Raw genomic sequence first — 15,148 nt, 5'->3', positions numbered from 1 at the left:
CAAAATGATGCATTAACCTTGATGGGACGTTAACGGATTCGATCGGGTTTTCCCGGTCGGCCCGAGGTCGTGGTTGCGAAGTCGGGCGATTTTGCGGCCGACCATTCAGGCCGGGCGCAGGAAGATCGGCCGGGCGATCAGCGCGCAGATGGCGGCCGCCAGCCAGACGCCGGACCAGGACCAGAGGTGCAAGAGCCCCGGAATGGCCACCGGCACCAGGAAGAAGCCGACGAAAACAAAGGTGTTGGCAAGGCTGAGCGCGGTTCCGACATGGCCGGCGCCGGCAAGGGTGGCAAGCTCGGTGTAGGCGACGCCGTGCCAGGCGGAGACAGAGATGCCTGCGACAATAAGCACGACCGGAAGAACCGCCGACCAGATGAGCTGGCCGCCCGGAATGGTTGGGCCGAACAGGACGAGCAGCCAAAGCATGGCGAAGGCAAGGGCGCTGAACGCGCTGCACAAGCGAAGAAATTGGCGGCGGTTGCCGTGACGGTCGGTGAAGCGGCCGCTCCAGATGCGCATGACCATGGCGCCGATCTGCACCGCGGCGAGGCTGGCACTGATTGCCGCCGTTCCCAACCCAACGAAATCATGCAGGAACACGGAGGCGAAGGTGAGCACGGCCACCTGCGGAAAACAGAGCAGGCCGATGGCGGTCGCGATACGCCAGACGTCGCGATTGCGCAGCGGCGCCGGTCCGGCCACAGCCGAAGCGGGATGGCCCTCGCCTGCCGTCGGCGGCTCGTGCAGCCAGCGCCAGGCGAACAGGGCAGACAGAGCGGATGCACCCGCCAGGACCCCGAACACCGCGGCAAAGCCGAAAGCCAGCGCAAGCGAGGGCAGCACGAGCGCGCCAAGGCCGCCGCCAAGCGGCACCGCCGTCTGCCTGATGCTCATGGCGAAGCCGCGCTCGTTTTCCCGGAACCAGCCCACAATGGCGCGGCCGCTCGAACCGTTGACGCTGCCGCCGAGCAATCCGGTGATGAATAGGCTCGCGGAGAGCAGCGTGACATCGGGAGTGCCGGCCTTTGTCGGCACGACCAGCATCGCCATGACCAGGAGCCACGCCGCCGTCGCGCCGAGCCCGATCAACAGCACGCGGCGGTCGCCCCAGCGATCGGTGAGCAGACCCCAGGGCAGTTCGCTGAGCGCGACCCCAAGCCCGAGAAGGCCGAGCGCCAGGCCGAGCTCGGCATTGCCTAGGTGATAGCCCTGGCGAAGAACGACCGCCGTCGCCGGGATGCCGGAGAACGTAGCCGAGAAGGCGGCATTGGCGGCAACGCCGATGCCCAGGACTTTCCAGCGATGGCCCGGCGTGAACACCCTTCCGGTGGAACCGGTATCTTCCAGAAGTTCCGACGGCTGCCGGTCGGTGCAATTGACAATGGCGGACATGACTTCATTTCCCGTGCTGGCCAGCGGTCCGGCCTTGACGATCTGTCCCTACCGCTATAATTTCATCCTGAAAATCAGGAAGTTTTGAACTTACAATCCTGAAAATCGGGACTTCCAACATGCGACGCGTGACATTCGACCTCGACGTCCTGCGCAGTTTCGTCACCGGCATGGAGCTGGGTAGCTTTGCCAAGGCCGCTGACCGGCTTGGCCGGTCGACGTCGGCGGTCAGCGCGCAATTAAAGAAACTGGAAGAACAGGCGGCGACGCCGATCTTCCGCAAATCAGGACGGGGCCTCGCTTTGACCGAGGCCGGCGAGACCATGCTCGGCTATGCGCGCAGGCTGATCGAGTTGAACGACGAGGCAGCATCCGCCATCCACGGTGTCGAGCTGGAAGGCTGGGTACGGCTCGGCTTGCAGGAAGATTTCGGCGAGGCGGTGCTGCCGGACGTGCTCGGCCGATTTGCCCGGGCGCACCCCAAGGTGAAGATCGAAGCCAGGATCGCACGCAGCCACGACCTTGCCGAAAGGGTCCTGTCAGGCAGCCTCGATATCGCGCTCGCCTGGCACTGCGGCGAAACGCTGCCCTACAGCCAGCATGTCGCCGATGTGCCGATGCGCTGGATCGGGCCGGCAAAGCGTATCGAGACCAGCCTGCGCAACAGTGAGCCGCTGCCGCTGGTGGCGCTCGAAGCGCCATGCCTTCTGCGCACGGTGGCAACCGAAACGCTCGACCGCGCCGGCCTGTCGTGGCGGATGGCCTTTTCCAGCCCGAGCCTTGGCGGCATCTGGGCAGCCGTGGCGGCGGGGCTGGGGCTGACAATCCGCACCGACATCGGCCTGCCGGCCAGCGTCAGCGCGATGACGCCGGAGATCGCCGGGCTGCCGGCATTGCCCAAAATGGCGTTGGTGCTGCACCAGAAGGATGCTGAACTGGATCCGGTGGCAGCGCGGCTGGCCGACATATTGCTGCAGGCGGCTTTGCAGGCGCTGCCACGGGACGAGCGGTTGAAGGAGGTCGCTTAGACAGCCGGAACAGGTATCCAGCGCCCGACCGCTTATTTACGCTTGTTCGACCTGCCGGCGAATGGATTGTCCGACGTACGCAGCGCGATGCGGATCGGCACGCCGGGCATGTCGAAGGCTTCGCGCAGGCTGTTGGAGAGATAGCGGACATAGGATTGCGGCATCGCATCGGGCCGCGAGCACTGGACAATGAAACCCGGCGGCCGGGTCTTGGCCTGGGTGACGTATTTGACCTTCAGCCGGCGCCCTGCCACGGCAGGCGGCGGATGGTGTGCCAGGATGCCTTCCAGCCAGCGGTTGAGCTTGCCAGTCGAGACGCGGCTGTTCCATACCTTGTGGGTCCTGATGACGGCATCCATCAGCTTGTCGAGGCCGCGCCCCGTCTCGCCGGAGACAGGTACGGCCTGCAGGCCGCGCGCCTGGGGAAGAAGCCGTTCCGTCTTCTCGCGCAGTTCGGCCAGAAGCTCCTGGGGATGGTCGATCAGGTCCCATTTGTTGAAGGCGATCACCGGCGCCCGGCCCTCCCTGATGATCAGGTCGGCGATCTGCAGATCCTGCTTCTCGAAGGGAATGGTGGCGTCGAGCACGATGATGACGATCTCGGCGAAGCGGATGGCGCGCAGGCCGTCCTGCACCGACATCACTTCGAGCTTTTCGTGAATCCTGGCCTTGCGGCGCATGCCGGCCGTATCGAACAGCTTCAGGCGGCGGCCATGCCAATCCCAATCGACCGAGATCGAATCACGGGTGATGCCGGCTTCCGGTCCGGTGAGCAGCCGCTCTTCGCCGATCAGCGCGTTGATCAGCGTCGACTTGCCGGCATTGGGACGGCCGACGACGGCGATGCGCATCGGTTTGGTGTCGTCATAGGTGTGCTCGGCATCCGGATCGGCGATATCCTCGCCGATCAGCACCTCGCCGGCAGCGATCTCTTCGTCTTCGCCATCTTCGTCTTCGCCGAAGGCGCGCGCTTCGCCGAGCGCGCCGATCACGGCGTCGCGCAAATCGGGCATGCCCTGGCCATGCTCGGCCGAAACCGGGATCGGCTCGCCAAGGCCGAGCTCCCAGGCTTCCAGCATACCGCCCTGGGCGCCCTTCGCCTCGGCCTTGTTGGCGACCAGCACGACCGGCTTGCCGGACTTGCGCACGATCTCGGCGAAGGTCCTGTCGTCAGGCAAAAGGCCGGACTTGGCATCGATGGTGAAGAAGATCAGGTCGGCCTCGCGGATAGCGATCTCGGTCTGCGCACGCATGCGGCCGGGCAAGGTCGAGGCACCAGCGTCCTCGAAGCCGGCGGTGTCGATGACATCGAAATGCAGGTCGTAGAGCTTGGCGGCGTGGACGCGACGGTCGCGGGTGACGCCCGGCGTGTCGTCGACAAGCGCCAGCTTTCTTCCCACCAGCCGATTGAAGAGAGTCGATTTGCCGACGTTAGGTCTGCCGATGATGGCGACTTTGAAGGTCACGACGCACTGCCCGACCCGCGGATCAGCTCGGACATCAACGTTGCGCGCTCGCGGGTGTTGCGCGGGGCGCCGTCATCGGCGGCGATCTGGTCGAACAGTTTCAGCGCGTCCTGCGTCTTGCCTTCCTTCCAGGCGGAAAGGCCGAGCGCCTCGCGCGCCGTGTGGCGCAGCGTGTTGGTGTCGGATGTCAGCGCTTCGACACGGCTGGACACGTCGGCGAACGAGCCATGGTCGACGAGCAGCAGCGCTGCCCGCAGCCGCGCCATGTCGCGAATGCTCTGGGGAATGGCCGTGTCGGCGGCGACTTCGTCGAAATCCTTGACGGCGGCGGGAACGTCGCCCTTGTTCGCCTTGACGGTCGCGCCGCGCATGCGTGCGAGCAGCGGATAGGCGCCGTAGCCATCCTTCTCCAACTGATCGAGCGCGGTCAGCGCCTCATCGTTCTTGCCGTCATTGGCAAGCTTCAGCGCCTGCGAGAACGCATCGCCCGAGCGGTTGGCGCGCGTCTCGTCCCAATAGCGATAGCCGACGAAGGCTGCGGTGCCGAGCACCACGAGGATCGCAACGACAATCAGGGCTGGGCCAAAACGGTCCCACAGCGCCTGCGCCTGTTCGCGACGGATCTCGTCGTTGACTTCACGGATAAAACTGTCGTCGGACATCAAATCAAACCATTCCTGCCCGGTCGGGCCTTTGTCAGCCCGCGTTTTAGCGAAATTTTGCCGGCATGGAAGGGGTTCAACCGGAAAATCGCTATTGTCCGGGGCAAACGGATGTTTGCCCCGGACGAGCAGCCGAAGAGGCCCATCGCACCCGCGCCACATTTAGGCGATAGCCGGCTTGCAGACGTTCCCCGAGTTAAGATCAGATTCCTATGCTTCGTCCGTTCCGCGTTGTTGCGTTTTCGCTTGCCGCGCTCGTCACTGCCGGCGTGGCTCTGGCCGACCCGCCCGCGCCACCGATGCCGGCAAAGCCCAAGCAGGTCGTCATCATCTCGTTCGACAGCGCCCGCGACATTTCGCAGTGGAAGCGCAGTCGAGCACTGGCTGAGCGCACCGGGGCACATTTCACCTATTTTCTGTCCTGCGTCTTCCTGCTGTCGACGGAAACACGCAAGGAATACACCGCACCCGGCAGAAGCGCCGGGAAATCCAATATCGGCTTTGCCGCCTCGAAACAGGAAGTCACCGACCGGCTCGAGCAGATCGGGCTTGCCGCGCATGAGGGCCACGACATCGCCAGCCATGGCTGCGGCCATTTCGACGGCAAGGACTGGAGCAAGGCCGACTGGCTGAAAGAGTTCGGTTCGTTCGAGCACATTCTCGAGAACGCCTATGCCATCAACGGCATTGCGCCCGAGCCTGAGGGCTGGCGCGATTTCGCACGGCATGCGGTTGTCGGTTTTCGCGCGCCGTATCTGTCGACGGGCAAGGCGCTCTATGAAGCGCTGCCGGCCGCCGGCTATCAATTCGACGCCAGCGGCGTCTCGCAGGGCCCCGCCCGACCGACGGCCAGCAACGGCGTCATGCACTTTTCGCTGCCGCAGATTCCAGAAGGACCGAAGTCACGGCCGGTGATCGCCATGGACTACAATCTCTATGTCAGACATTCCGGCGGCTTCGAACGGCCAAGCCAAGCGGGCGAGTTCGCCAACCGGACCTATGATGCCTTCCGCGCCGCCTTCGACAAGCAGTATGCCGGCAAGCGCATTCCGCTGGAGCTCGGCTTCCACTTCGCGCTGATGAATGACGGCGCCTACTGGAACGCGCTGGAGCGTTTTGCCGGCGATGTCTGTGTCAAGGCCGATGTCGAATGCATCAGTTTTCGCGACTATGTTTCGCGGCAGGATGCCGGCCAGAGGCAGGTCTCAGTCGGCGGCTGAGCCGCCAACCGGTTCGTTTCCAACCTCGATCTTTAGGCCGGATCCTCAGCGCCCTGCCTTGCCAGATAGCGCTGGTCGATATCGGGCAGCGGCTCGCCTTGCAGCGTCGCCTCGAAGGCGCGCAGGCGCTTGTGGACCGATTGCAGCTCGACGATGGTCGACCAGGAGGTGAGCAGAAACTGCAGTGAACCGGTCACCTTGCCGAATGCGTTCGAAATCTGGTTCAGCGCGCCGAACGTGATCTTGTGCGCCACCAGCGAGGGACCGAGGATCAGCAGCGAGAAAATGTTGTCGGCCTGCAGGTAGGTGTAACGGACGACGTTGAAATAGATGTAGTGGAAATAGAGCCTGAAATAATTGTGGCGAACATTCTCGAACAGCTCGGCCGTGGTGGCCGGCTGGGCCCGGTCCGCGTGATCCTCGCCGTAGACGAGTTCCTTGCGGTAGGCTGCCTCAACGCGCTGGTTGCGGAACTGCAGCCCTGGAAGTTTCAGACCTGCAACCATGACCGAGATCGTCCCGAACAGACACCAGGCAAGGGCTGCGACAACCAATGGCTGTGGAATCGCGCCGATAATCGGCAACTCGGTGATATGGGCCTGCAACTGGATCATGACCGGCAGGAATGCGATCAACGTCATAATCGACTGGACGAAGCTGGAGCCGAGATCTTCCATGATCTGCGAGAACCGCATCGTGTCTTCCTGGATGCGCTGCGAGGCACCCTCGATGTGGCGTAGCCTGCCCCAATTCTCGACGAAGTAGTTGTTCATCGCCGTGCGCCAACGGAAGATCCAGTGACTGACGATGAAGGCGTTGACCACCTGCACATTCATGCCGACCAGGGCGAGCCACGAAAAATCAGCCAATCCGATATAAAATTCGCTGTTGGTCGACTTTCCAGTCCCCGACATCAGGCCCTGCACATAGTCGAAGAAAGGCCCATACCAGGCGTTGACGGCGACACTGACCTGCACATTGAAATAGATGAAGAACAGAATGACCGCGGTCATCAGGATCGACCAGCGTTGCCACGGATGCGGCGAATACCAGCTCCAGAATGCGTAGAAGACGAGCACGCAGAACGCGAAATAGAGATAGAACCAGAGGAACGGCTTCGATACGAGGATGGCGATGCCGATGATGGGCGGCGCGCCGGCCGCGGCGGGCGGCAATCCGAAAACCGTACCTAATTGTTCACCACCGAAGAACCAGAACAGGATCGCCGCAAGGCTCCAGACGGCGGCCGAAGTGAAGAACAGCTTCGGCTGCGGGAAAAAGGATACGAACACTGTGGCGAATTCCTCGATCTAGGCGCAAATCAGCTGACGACAGCGGGCATAAAGTCACACATTAGTGGGAAAGAAAATGCCCGTGCCCGATGCCCGGCACAGCAAGCCCACAATCATGGCGATTTTGGCGCAGCCGACCATGTGATGGCGCCGGAGACGACCAGCACGATCGCGGCTGTGATCGAGGCGAGGAAGAAATCGCCGGACATCTGCGCCAGAAACCCGGCGGCGACCGGCCCGATGATCTGGCCAAGGCCGAACGCAGCCGTCATCAGGGCGAATATCCGCCGCGGCGCGCTTGGCGCCTGCTGCCGGGCGGCCTGCAGGCCAAATGCGGTGATGGCAATGAAGGTGCCACCGAGCAGCACGCCGGAAAGCAGCGGCCCGGTGGCGCCGCCGATGGCGACGCTGGCGGTGACGCCGGCAACTTCGATGAAGCACGCCAGCGCATAGGCGGCATAGAGGCCGGTGCGGGCCGCGACCTTCTGCCAGAGCCAGACTGAGGGAAAGCCCGCAAGACCGGCGACCATCCACACCATGGCCTCGAAGACGCGGCTGCCGCCGCCTTGCCGGACGATGGCGACCAGGAATGTCGCCGTCACCACATAGCCAAAGCCGAACAGGCCGTAGGCGACGATGACCTTGACCAACGACCGGTCCATCCGCAGTGCCGGCTCGCGGGTGACTTCGCCGTTGCCGAGCGGACCCTCATTGGCCAACAGCGCAACGAGGACGAAACCACAGGCCGAAATCGCCGCCGACCACAGCCAGCCTGCAGCCCAGCCCGAATGCTCGGCGACCAGCACCGCCATCATCGCCGCCGATGCCGCTATGCCGAGCCCGACGCCGCCGAAATGCCAGGCCTGCAGGTCGTTGCGACCGGCAGCCGCGATGTGGCTGAAAACGATGCTGGCCATGAACACCATGACGAAGGCGCTGGCCAGACCGGCCAGAAAGCGGATAGCGAGAAAGGCCGCCATCGCTTCGGTCAGCCCCATCAGCGCGGCAAGGACCGTACTGGCGCCAAGCCCCGCCAGCATCAGCAGGCGCTCGCGCCCATGCGCCCAGCCGCCCGCCGCTGCCAACGCGCCGACGAGATAACCGAGATAATTGGCCGACGCGATCCAACCGGCATCGGCAGGCGACAGATGCAATTCCTGCATCATGCCGGGCAGGATCGGCGTGTAGACGAAACGGCCGATGCCCATGGCAACCGCCATGGCAATCATGCCGGCGAAGGCGAAACGCAGCGCTGTCGAGGTGGCTGATGTCATTGCACTGCACAATAAGTGCAGGGGTCGCTGAAACAATCGCCATCTGTTGGGCCAGCGCGTGCGCGGGACGTGGTGCTCGCCTCGACTTTCCTCAAGCCGGAACGCTTGGCGCCTGCTCAGCAGCGGCCGCCGGCGTGCAACGGGGCCGTCTCGTGCACTGTCCGCCGTGCCGTCAGCCTGAACGGCACATCGCCCAGTTCGCGCTCCGACATGGTGTTCAGCATCGGATGCGAAAGCGGATCGGTCAGCCATCTCTGCGTTTCGCTGTCCGGGTGCGGCTCATACGGCGTACTCGCAGCGAAAAAGACCTTCAGCGACGACGACAAGATCCTCAGCATTTCCGGCTCCACAGGTCTGTCTCTTCCGATAAAATCCGCCGTTTCGACATGCCTTTCAATTGAGATTTCAGCCGGATCAGTTTAGAAAAACTCAATGGCCATGCTCAATCGCGTCCACCTCAACGGCCTGCGCGCCGTCGAAACCGTTGCCCGTCTCGGATCGCTGGCGGCGGCCGCCGGTGAGCTCAACGTTTCCGTCAGCGCCGTCAGCCAGCAGATAAGCCGTACCGAAAAACAGCTCGGCCAGGCGCTGTTCGAGCGAACGGCGAGCGGTCTGGTGCTGACCGAATTCGGCGCCGTCTTCGCGGCCCGCCTTGGTGCTGGATTTCGTGAGCTTTCCCAGGCCGTGGCGCTGGCCGACGAGGCTACGCAATGCACATTGGTGGTTTCGGTGGCGCCGGCCTTTGCCTCGAAGTGGCTGTTGCCCAGACTATCTCGCCACTTCGACCGGCATCCCAACGTGCTGCTGCGCATCGACGCTTCGGTGCGGCTGGCCAATCTCGATCACTCAGACATCGACATCGCCATCCGGCTTGGCGACGGCAAATGGCCGGGCGGGCGCACGGAACTGCTCTTGGCGCAGGAAGTCTTCCCGGTCTGCGCGCCGGCGATTGCCCAAAAACTGAAGTCGATCGAGGACCTTGCCCAGACCTGCGCGATCACCGACGAGCGGGCAATGATCAACTGGGAAAGCTGGTTCGAGACGGCCGGCGTCCCACCTGTCAGCTTCCTCAAGGGTGCGCGTTTCACCGACCCGATGCTGTGCCTGGAATCGGCGATTGCCGGCCATGGCGTGATGCTGGGCTGGCAATTGCTCGCCGCGGATGCGCTGGCCGACGGGCGGCTGGTGGCGCCTTTCGGCATCCGCGCCCAGAGCGGGCTCGGCTATTGGCTGGTGACCTCGTCCGTCAAGGCGGAAAGCCGCAAGGTCCGGGATTTCAAGATCTGGATCAGGGAAGAGATCGAAGCAACCATGGCGCGGTTCGGGTCCGCAAACCCAAAACCCGCCGGCGCGATCGCGGTGGAAAGCGCCGCGCCGCCGCTCTATGATAGGTCGGACATCAAACTACGACAGGCAGGATCATGACCACACATTCGCGCGGCGTTTCCGCATCGATCGACCCGGTGAAGCTCGACAGGCTGGCGGAAGTCGCCATCAAGGTCGGGCTGCAATTGCAGCCAGGGCAGGATCTGGTGCTGACGTCATCGATCGCGGCACTGCCGCTAACCAGGCGGATCGTCGAGCATGCCTACAAGGCCGGCGCCGGCCTGGTGACGCCGATCTTCAACGATGACGAGATGACGCTGGCGCGCTACCGCTTCGGCGCCGATGCCGGTTTCGACCGCGCCGCCGGCTGGCTCTATGAAGGCATGGCGAAGGCCTTCTCCAACAATGCGGCCAGGCTTGCGGTGCGCGGCGAGGATCCGTCGCTGCTCTCCGCACAGGATCCGGCGAAAGTGGCGCGCGCCAACAAGGCCAATTCGATGGCTTATCAGCCGGCGTTGGAAAAGATCACCGGCTTCGACATCAATTGGAACATCGTTGCCTATCCGGACCTCGCCTGGGCCAAACAGGTCTTCCCCGGCGATGCCGACGATGTTGCGGTCGTGAAACTCGCCGATGCCATCTTCGCCGCGTCGCGGGTCGATGTGGAGGACCCGATCGGCAACTGGAAGGCGCACAACGCGGCGCTTCGCAGCCGCACAGAATGGCTCAACGGCCATAATTTCCATGCGCTGCACTTCACCGGACCGGGCACCGACCTGACGGTTGGACTGGCGGACGGCCATGAATGGATGGGCGGCGCCTCGACCGCCAAGAACGGCATCACCTGCAACCCCAACATCCCGACCGAGGAGGTCTTCACCACGCCGCATGCGAGGCGGGTCGAAGGCCATGTCTCCTCGACCAAGCCGCTGTCCTACCAGGGCACGCTGATCGACGACATTTCGGTGCGTTTCGAAGAAGGCAGGATCGTCGAGGCCAAGGCTTCGAAGGGCGAGGATGTGCTGAAAAAGGTGCTCGATACCGACGAGGGCGCGCGCCGCCTCGGCGAAGTGGCGCTGGTGCCGCATTCCTCGCCGATCTCAGCCAGCGGCCTGTTGTTCTTCAACACGCTGTTCGACGAGAACGCCGCCTGCCACATCGCGCTCGGCCAATGCTATTCGAAGTGCTTCGTCGACGGCGCCTCGCTCAGCCAGGACGAGATCGCCGCGCGCGGCGGCAACAAGAGCTTCATCCACATCGACTGGATGATCGGCTCGGACAAGATCGACATCGATGGCGTCCACAAGGACGGCGCCCGCGTGCCTGTCATGCGCAAGGGCGAGTGGGCGTGAGGGTTCCAGCCGAGAGGTGTGATGGCCTTCAACATCGCGGTCAAGCGTATCTACGAGCCGCCCGCTGCCGAGGACGGGCAGCGGGTTCTGGTCGACCGCATCTGGCCGCGCGGCGTCAGCAAGCAAGACGCCGCGCTGACGCTGTGGTTGAAGGACATCGCGCCGAGCGACGAGCTGCGAAAGTGGTTCGGACACGAGGCGGCGCGCTGGGCGGAATTTCAGGAGCGGTATGGCGCTGAGCTGGATGGGAATGGCGCGGCGGTGACGCAGTTGCGAGGCCTGCTGGGTAACGGCAAGGTGACGCTGCTCTACGGCGCGCATGACGAGGCGCATAACAATGCGGTGGCGCTGGCGGGCTATCTGCGCGCGGGTTGAGGGCACTCGGAACCTTCGAAAGCCGGCGGGCCAGCGCCCCCCCTCTGTCCTGCCGGAAATGTCCGGCAGGACAGAGGGGGGCGCCACGGAACACCGTGGAACGAGAGGCAGCTCTACTTCCCCACCGCCGCCTCATAGACATCAGCCTTGAACCCGACCATAACCCGGTCGCCTACTTCCAGCACCGGCCGCTTGATCATGGTCGGCTTGGCCAGCATCAGCGCCTTGGCGCTCTTCTCGTCGAGACCCTGCTTTTCCTTGTCCGGCAGCTCGCGGAACGTCGTGCTCGCCTTGTTGAGCAGCTTTTCCCAGCCGACCTTGCCCGCCCAACCATCCAGCCGCTTCGCGTCCAGTCCCTCGGCCCTGAAATCGTGAAACCGGTAGGCTACGTCATGGCCTTCCAGCCAGACGCGCGCCTTCCTGACAGTGTCGCAAGTGGTGATGCCATACATGGTGATCGTCAAAAGCGTGCTTCCTTGGCTGACTGTCGAATCCGTTCCACAGACTAAACCACCCTTTCCGCTTTGCCAGAGCCGTTGCCATATCTCCGTTCCACATGACGGCCAGAACAATGTCCTGGCCGTCTAACCTCCAGATCATGCAGCAGCGATGTGAGCCGGAAGCCGGGGGCCGGCCTCAATAATAGAAGCGCTCTTCGGTGATCTTGCCGTTTTTGACCGTGTAGAGGCCAACTTCATCCATGGTGACACGCTCGCCGGTAGCCTTGGGCGTTATGTCGAACTTGAAGCGCACCGCGAACTGGTCGCCATTGACATAGGGGCCTTCGACAGAGCCGCCATGGACTTCATTGTTCTCCTGCCACCACTGGCCCTTCTGCCTGAGAGCCTCCTTGCCACGGGAGATGGCCATCGGCCCCTCCATGGCTTCGTAGCTCACGATATCGTCGGAATTGTACTTCTCGGCGGCAGCTTCGTTCTCGCCCTGCTTGAGCAGCTCGGTAAAATCCTTGGCAATTTCCGCGATGGTCATTTGCGTTCCTCCTGTTCAGACGCACTGCAAATAGGCAACGACTCGCTGGCCTGCCATCGTCGGACCACGGGGTAGCTGACAAGCCATGTCAGGATGATGGATATCGCTCGGAGTATGTGACGACGATGTGAGCACATCACATCGCGCTCAGCGGCCAATATTCCGGGAAAACGTACTTCTTCAGTCCGCGCAAGCTGTGCACAAGGACGAACTCTCGTGCAACAAAGCTGATTGGGCCCATAGGCTGTTTGGGGACAAGTTTTCGGTCATATGCAAGCGTCAGATGCGGAACGAAACCATCTGACGCCTTGAGGCCTTCGCGCAGCATTTCGACGCCGAGCTTCCTGCTCAACTCACAAACCGGTCCGTCATCGGCGAGAAGCACGAAAGGGTGTTTGGCTGGCTTGCCCCTAGTCGCCGGTCGGCCGGGAAAGCTACTGGCATAGCGAAGGTAACCTCGAACGGGGCCATCGCAATGCGCCGTCCCGATCGGGCGGCCGCAAAAAGAATTTTGGACCGTAGCCTTTTGTAATCACCGACATGCTGCAGGCTGACGTGAAAACGCTCCGGTAGCAGTTGGTCGCCGGTTACCCCGCATTGGCCGCATAGCCGATTTTGACAATCGGCAAAGCGCGAATGGTCCTTAGACTGCAAAAACAAACCGAAGAACACGCGCTCGGGCCGTTTAGGCCGCCATGGCGGCTCTGGAAGTCCATAGTCGAATTCGCCTTGCAGATACATACGCACACGCCCGGCAAAGAACGCTCCTGTTTTGCTCCATTTAGGAACAAAACAGGAACACTCTCCTTGAGTCAAGCCTGGAATCTATTCGAGCTCACGCCCAGCAGCCGATGATACCCTCGACCTCGAGGAAATCGTGGATCGCCCAGTTGGCTCCGGTTTTTAGAGTTCGATGAACTAACCTGGCAGCACCGGGCAGTTGGCGCCACGGCGCAGGCTGATATGCGCCACGTCGCCGACCTGGAAGCGAAAACCCTCGGCCTGGCGCGGCGCGTCGATGACGACAGGCGCGCCCTGCCCGAGTTCGGCATGCAGGCGCAGCGTGCGGCCGTGAAAGACGACGCTGTTGACGCGCGCCGGTGCGGTGCCGGGCGCGGCCTCGGTCATCGCCAGCAAATCCTCCGGGCGCACGCCGATGGTGCGGGTAGCGCCCTCGGCAGGTGCCTCGCCGGTTTCAGAAATAGCCTCCAGCGGCAGGGTGCCGGCGGTGAAACGCAAGCGATCGCCATCGCGGCCGACAAACCGTGATTGCAGGAGATTCATGGTGCCGATGAAGCTCGCCACAAACTTCGTGGCAGGCCGGTCATAAAGTGTGGCCGGCGGTGCGATCTGCTCGATGCGGCCCTTGTTCATGACGACGATGCGGTCGGAAATCGACAGCGCTTCGGTCTGGTCGTGGGTGACCATGACGAAGGTGGTGCCAAGCCGCGACTGCAGCCGCTTCAGCTCAACCTGCATCTGTTCGCGCAGATGCGCATCGAGCGCCGACAACGGCTCGTCGAGCAGCAGCACGCGCGGCTCGCAGACGATGGCACGCGCGAGCGCGACGCGTTGGCGCTGGCCGCCAGACAGTTCGGAGACACGGGCGCCAAGCTTGTCGGCGAGACCGACCATGTCGAGCGCTTCGCCGGTGCGCTTAGCCTGTTCGGCTCCAGACAGTTTGCGCAGCGACAGACCGAAGCCGACATTTTCTGCAACATTCATGTGCGGGAACAGCGCGTAGTCCTGGAACACGGTATTGACCGGCCGGTCGAACGGGCGAAGTGCCGTGATATCGCGGCCGTCTAGCAGCACCTTGCCGCTCGACGGGCTTTCGAAACCGGCGATGACGCGCAGACTGGTGGTCTTGCCGCAACCCGACGGCCCGAGCAGCGTGATGAACTCGCCGCTGATAATGTCGAGATCGACGGCGTCGAGCCCGACGATGCCGCCGGGAAAAATCTTCGAGACCGCCTGCAGCCGGACGAGTGGATCAGGCGCCATCGCGAACCTCGGACGGCTTCGTGGTGTTGACCCAGAGGATCTGGCAACGCTCGGCGCCCGGATTGCGGAAGGCATGCAAAAGCGTGCTCTTGAAGGCAAAGCTGTCGCCCGCCTTCAGCCCGTATTTCGTCGAATCCACCACCAGTTCGACCTCACCGGCCAGCACGAAGCCGAATTCATGGCCGGCATGCGCATAGGCCTCGGCCGTGCCACCGCCGGCTTCCACCGTCACCAGCATGCCGGTCAGCGTCGCGCCCGGCGGTGACAGCAGCGCCTTGGCAATGCCTTCCGATTTCACCGGGATTTGCCGCCGCTTGTCGGCACGCACGCAATAGAGGTCGTTCGCCGTGTCGCTGCCGTCGGCGATCAGCGCCGACGGCTCGATGTCGAGGGCGGCGGCGAGCGGCCAGATCACCTTGACGCGCAGCGAGGACATGCCGCGCTCGATCTGGCTCAATGCACCGATCGACACGCCGGCCTTTGCCGCAAGATCGGCCAGCGACAGATTGCGCTCCAGCCGCAGCGCCCGCACGCGCCGGCCGACGCGAACGTCGGCATCGTCCTTCGGCTTCCCAGCCGCTTCATCCAGCATGTCCATGCATTCGTCCTCGTTTGCTTTCCCTTCTCCCCTTGTGGGAGAAGGTGGATCGGCGCGCAGCGCCGAGACGGTTGAGGGGTGTTCCAGCGGAGTGAGACGCTGGTGTTCCCTGGAGCACCCCTCATCCGTCGCCTTCGGCTCCCCCTTCTCCCACAAGGGGAGAAGG

16 protein-coding genes are annotated in these 15,148 nt (G+C 63.2%); 5 read left to right on the top strand and 11 right to left on the bottom strand.

What is annotated here, in order from left to right; genetic code table 11:
• Positions 1–105: 105 nt before the first annotated feature.
• Positions 106–1,395, bottom strand: coding sequence for an MFS transporter (locus A4R29_RS07800; protein WP_063171634.1), 1,290 nt, complete (start codon positions 1,393–1,395; stop codon positions 106–108).
• Positions 1,396–1,514: 119 nt separating this feature from the next.
• Here A4R29_RS07800 and A4R29_RS07795 point away from each other — a divergent pair, with 119 nt between their 5' ends.
• Positions 1,515–2,423 carry a LysR substrate-binding domain-containing protein gene (locus tag A4R29_RS07795; RefSeq protein WP_013532847.1) on the top strand — a complete coding sequence of 303 codons (909 nt, stop codon included), beginning with the start codon at positions 1,515–1,517 and terminating at the stop codon, positions 2,421–2,423.
• A gap of 32 nt (positions 2,424–2,455) precedes the next feature.
• Here A4R29_RS07795 and der read toward each other — a convergent pair whose 3' ends face one another.
• Positions 2,456–3,889, bottom strand: a complete 1,434-nt coding sequence (gene der / locus A4R29_RS07790; protein ID WP_063171633.1) for a ribosome biogenesis GTPase Der — start codon at positions 3,887–3,889, stop codon at positions 2,456–2,458.
• Positions 3,886–4,551 carry a tetratricopeptide repeat protein gene (locus tag A4R29_RS07785; protein WP_013532849.1) on the bottom strand — a complete coding sequence of 222 codons (666 nt, stop codon included), beginning with the start codon at positions 4,549–4,551 and terminating at the stop codon, positions 3,886–3,888. The genes der and A4R29_RS07785 overlap by 4 nt, the downstream gene beginning before the upstream one ends.
• Before the next feature lie 212 nt (positions 4,552–4,763).
• On the opposite strand from A4R29_RS07785, the gene A4R29_RS07780 reads away from it, so the two are divergent.
• A complete protein-coding gene (locus A4R29_RS07780; protein WP_082827347.1) occupies positions 4,764–5,771 on the top strand; it encodes a polysaccharide deacetylase family protein in 1,008 nt (335 codons plus the stop codon).
• Between the two features lie 32 nt (positions 5,772–5,803).
• Here A4R29_RS07780 and sbmA read toward each other — a convergent pair whose 3' ends face one another.
• The 3 genes from sbmA to A4R29_RS07765 all read right to left on the bottom strand — a co-directional run bounded on the left by sbmA (position 5,804) and on the right by A4R29_RS07765 (position 8,675).
• Positions 5,804–7,063 carry a peptide antibiotic transporter SbmA gene (sbmA, locus tag A4R29_RS07775; protein ID WP_013532851.1) on the bottom strand — a complete coding sequence of 420 codons (1,260 nt, stop codon included), beginning with the start codon at positions 7,061–7,063 and terminating at the stop codon, positions 5,804–5,806.
• Between the two features lie 113 nt (positions 7,064–7,176).
• A complete protein-coding gene (locus A4R29_RS07770; protein WP_032809871.1) occupies positions 7,177–8,337 on the bottom strand; it encodes a YbfB/YjiJ family MFS transporter in 1,161 nt (386 codons plus the stop codon).
• A 116-nt stretch (positions 8,338–8,453) separates the two neighbouring features.
• Entirely contained in the window at positions 8,454–8,675 is a 222-nt protein-coding gene (locus A4R29_RS07765; protein WP_013532853.1) for a hypothetical protein, read from the bottom strand.
• Positions 8,676–8,769: 94 nt separating this feature from the next.
• Here A4R29_RS07765 and A4R29_RS07760 point away from each other — a divergent pair, with 94 nt between their 5' ends.
• From A4R29_RS07760 to A4R29_RS07750, 3 genes are read left to right on the top strand one after another with little or no spacing between them, the layout of a single operon-like run.
• Positions 8,770–9,762: a LysR substrate-binding domain-containing protein gene (locus tag A4R29_RS07760; RefSeq protein ID WP_027164188.1), complete on the top strand. Its 993-nt coding sequence runs from the start codon at positions 8,770–8,772 to the stop codon at positions 9,760–9,762.
• Positions 9,759–11,015 carry an aminopeptidase gene (locus A4R29_RS07755; protein WP_027164189.1) on the top strand — a complete coding sequence of 419 codons (1,257 nt, stop codon included), beginning with the start codon at positions 9,759–9,761 and terminating at the stop codon, positions 11,013–11,015. The genes A4R29_RS07760 and A4R29_RS07755 overlap by 4 nt, the downstream gene beginning before the upstream one ends.
• Before the next feature lie 21 nt (positions 11,016–11,036).
• A complete protein-coding gene (locus A4R29_RS07750) occupies positions 11,037–11,390 on the top strand; it encodes a DUF488 domain-containing protein (RefSeq protein ID WP_063171631.1) in 354 nt (117 codons plus the stop codon).
• Positions 11,391–11,503: 113 nt separating this feature from the next.
• On the opposite strand, the gene A4R29_RS07745 is transcribed toward A4R29_RS07750, so the two are convergent.
• From A4R29_RS07745 to A4R29_RS07725, 5 genes are all read right to left on the bottom strand, one after another.
• Positions 11,504–11,854, bottom strand: a complete 351-nt coding sequence (locus tag A4R29_RS07745; protein WP_013532857.1) for an ArsC family reductase — start codon at positions 11,852–11,854, stop codon at positions 11,504–11,506.
• Between the two features lie 172 nt (positions 11,855–12,026).
• On the bottom strand, positions 12,027–12,380 hold the full coding sequence (locus A4R29_RS07740) for a nuclear transport factor 2 family protein (protein ID WP_013532858.1): 354 nt from the start codon (positions 12,378–12,380) through the stop codon (positions 12,027–12,029).
• A gap of 136 nt (positions 12,381–12,516) precedes the next feature.
• A complete protein-coding gene (locus A4R29_RS34990) occupies positions 12,517–12,732 on the bottom strand; it encodes a 2'-5' RNA ligase family protein (protein ID WP_244506924.1) in 216 nt (71 codons plus the stop codon).
• A 566-nt stretch (positions 12,733–13,298) separates the two neighbouring features.
• Entirely contained in the window at positions 13,299–14,384 is a 1,086-nt protein-coding gene (locus A4R29_RS07730) for an ABC transporter ATP-binding protein (RefSeq protein WP_027164193.1), read from the bottom strand.
• Positions 14,374–14,982, bottom strand: coding sequence for a cupin domain-containing protein (locus A4R29_RS07725; RefSeq protein WP_063171630.1), 609 nt, complete (start codon positions 14,980–14,982; stop codon positions 14,374–14,376). The genes A4R29_RS07730 and A4R29_RS07725 overlap by 11 nt, the downstream gene beginning before the upstream one ends.
• Between the last annotated feature and the right edge of the window lie 166 nt (positions 14,983–15,148).

This window comes from Mesorhizobium ciceri biovar biserrulae, from assembly GCF_001618845.1.
Taxonomy (GTDB): domain Bacteria; phylum Pseudomonadota; class Alphaproteobacteria; order Rhizobiales; family Rhizobiaceae; genus Mesorhizobium; species Mesorhizobium ciceri.
Note: the sequence above shows the minus strand (reverse complement) of the source record. Positions and strands in the feature narration are given on the sequence as shown.

Coding starts and splice junctions, on each gene's coding strand:
- A4R29_RS07730 (WP_027164193.1), bottom strand. CDS start 14,384: ATGGCGCCTGATCCACTCGTCCGGCTGCAGGCGGTCTCGAAGATTTTT.
- A4R29_RS07800 (WP_063171634.1), bottom strand. CDS start 1,395: ATGTCCGCCATTGTCAATTGCACCGACCGGCAGCCGTCGGAACTTCTG.
- A4R29_RS07780 (WP_082827347.1), top strand. CDS start 4,764: ATGCTTCGTCCGTTCCGCGTTGTTGCGTTTTCGCTTGCCGCGCTCGTC.
- A4R29_RS07750 (WP_063171631.1), top strand. CDS start 11,037: ATGGCCTTCAACATCGCGGTCAAGCGTATCTACGAGCCGCCCGCTGCC.
- A4R29_RS07725 (WP_063171630.1), bottom strand. CDS start 14,982: ATGGACATGCTGGATGAAGCGGCTGGGAAGCCGAAGGACGATGCCGAC.
- A4R29_RS07795 (WP_013532847.1), top strand. CDS start 1,515: ATGCGACGCGTGACATTCGACCTCGACGTCCTGCGCAGTTTCGTCACC.
- A4R29_RS07755 (WP_027164189.1), top strand. CDS start 9,759: ATGACCACACATTCGCGCGGCGTTTCCGCATCGATCGACCCGGTGAAG.
- A4R29_RS07740 (WP_013532858.1), bottom strand. CDS start 12,380: ATGACCATCGCGGAAATTGCCAAGGATTTTACCGAGCTGCTCAAGCAG.
- A4R29_RS07760 (WP_027164188.1), top strand. CDS start 8,770: ATGGCCATGCTCAATCGCGTCCACCTCAACGGCCTGCGCGCCGTCGAA.
- A4R29_RS07785 (WP_013532849.1), bottom strand. CDS start 4,551: ATGTCCGACGACAGTTTTATCCGTGAAGTCAACGACGAGATCCGTCGC.
- A4R29_RS07770 (WP_032809871.1), bottom strand. CDS start 8,337: ATGACATCAGCCACCTCGACAGCGCTGCGTTTCGCCTTCGCCGGCATG.
- A4R29_RS07765 (WP_013532853.1), bottom strand. CDS start 8,675: ATGCTGAGGATCTTGTCGTCGTCGCTGAAGGTCTTTTTCGCTGCGAGT.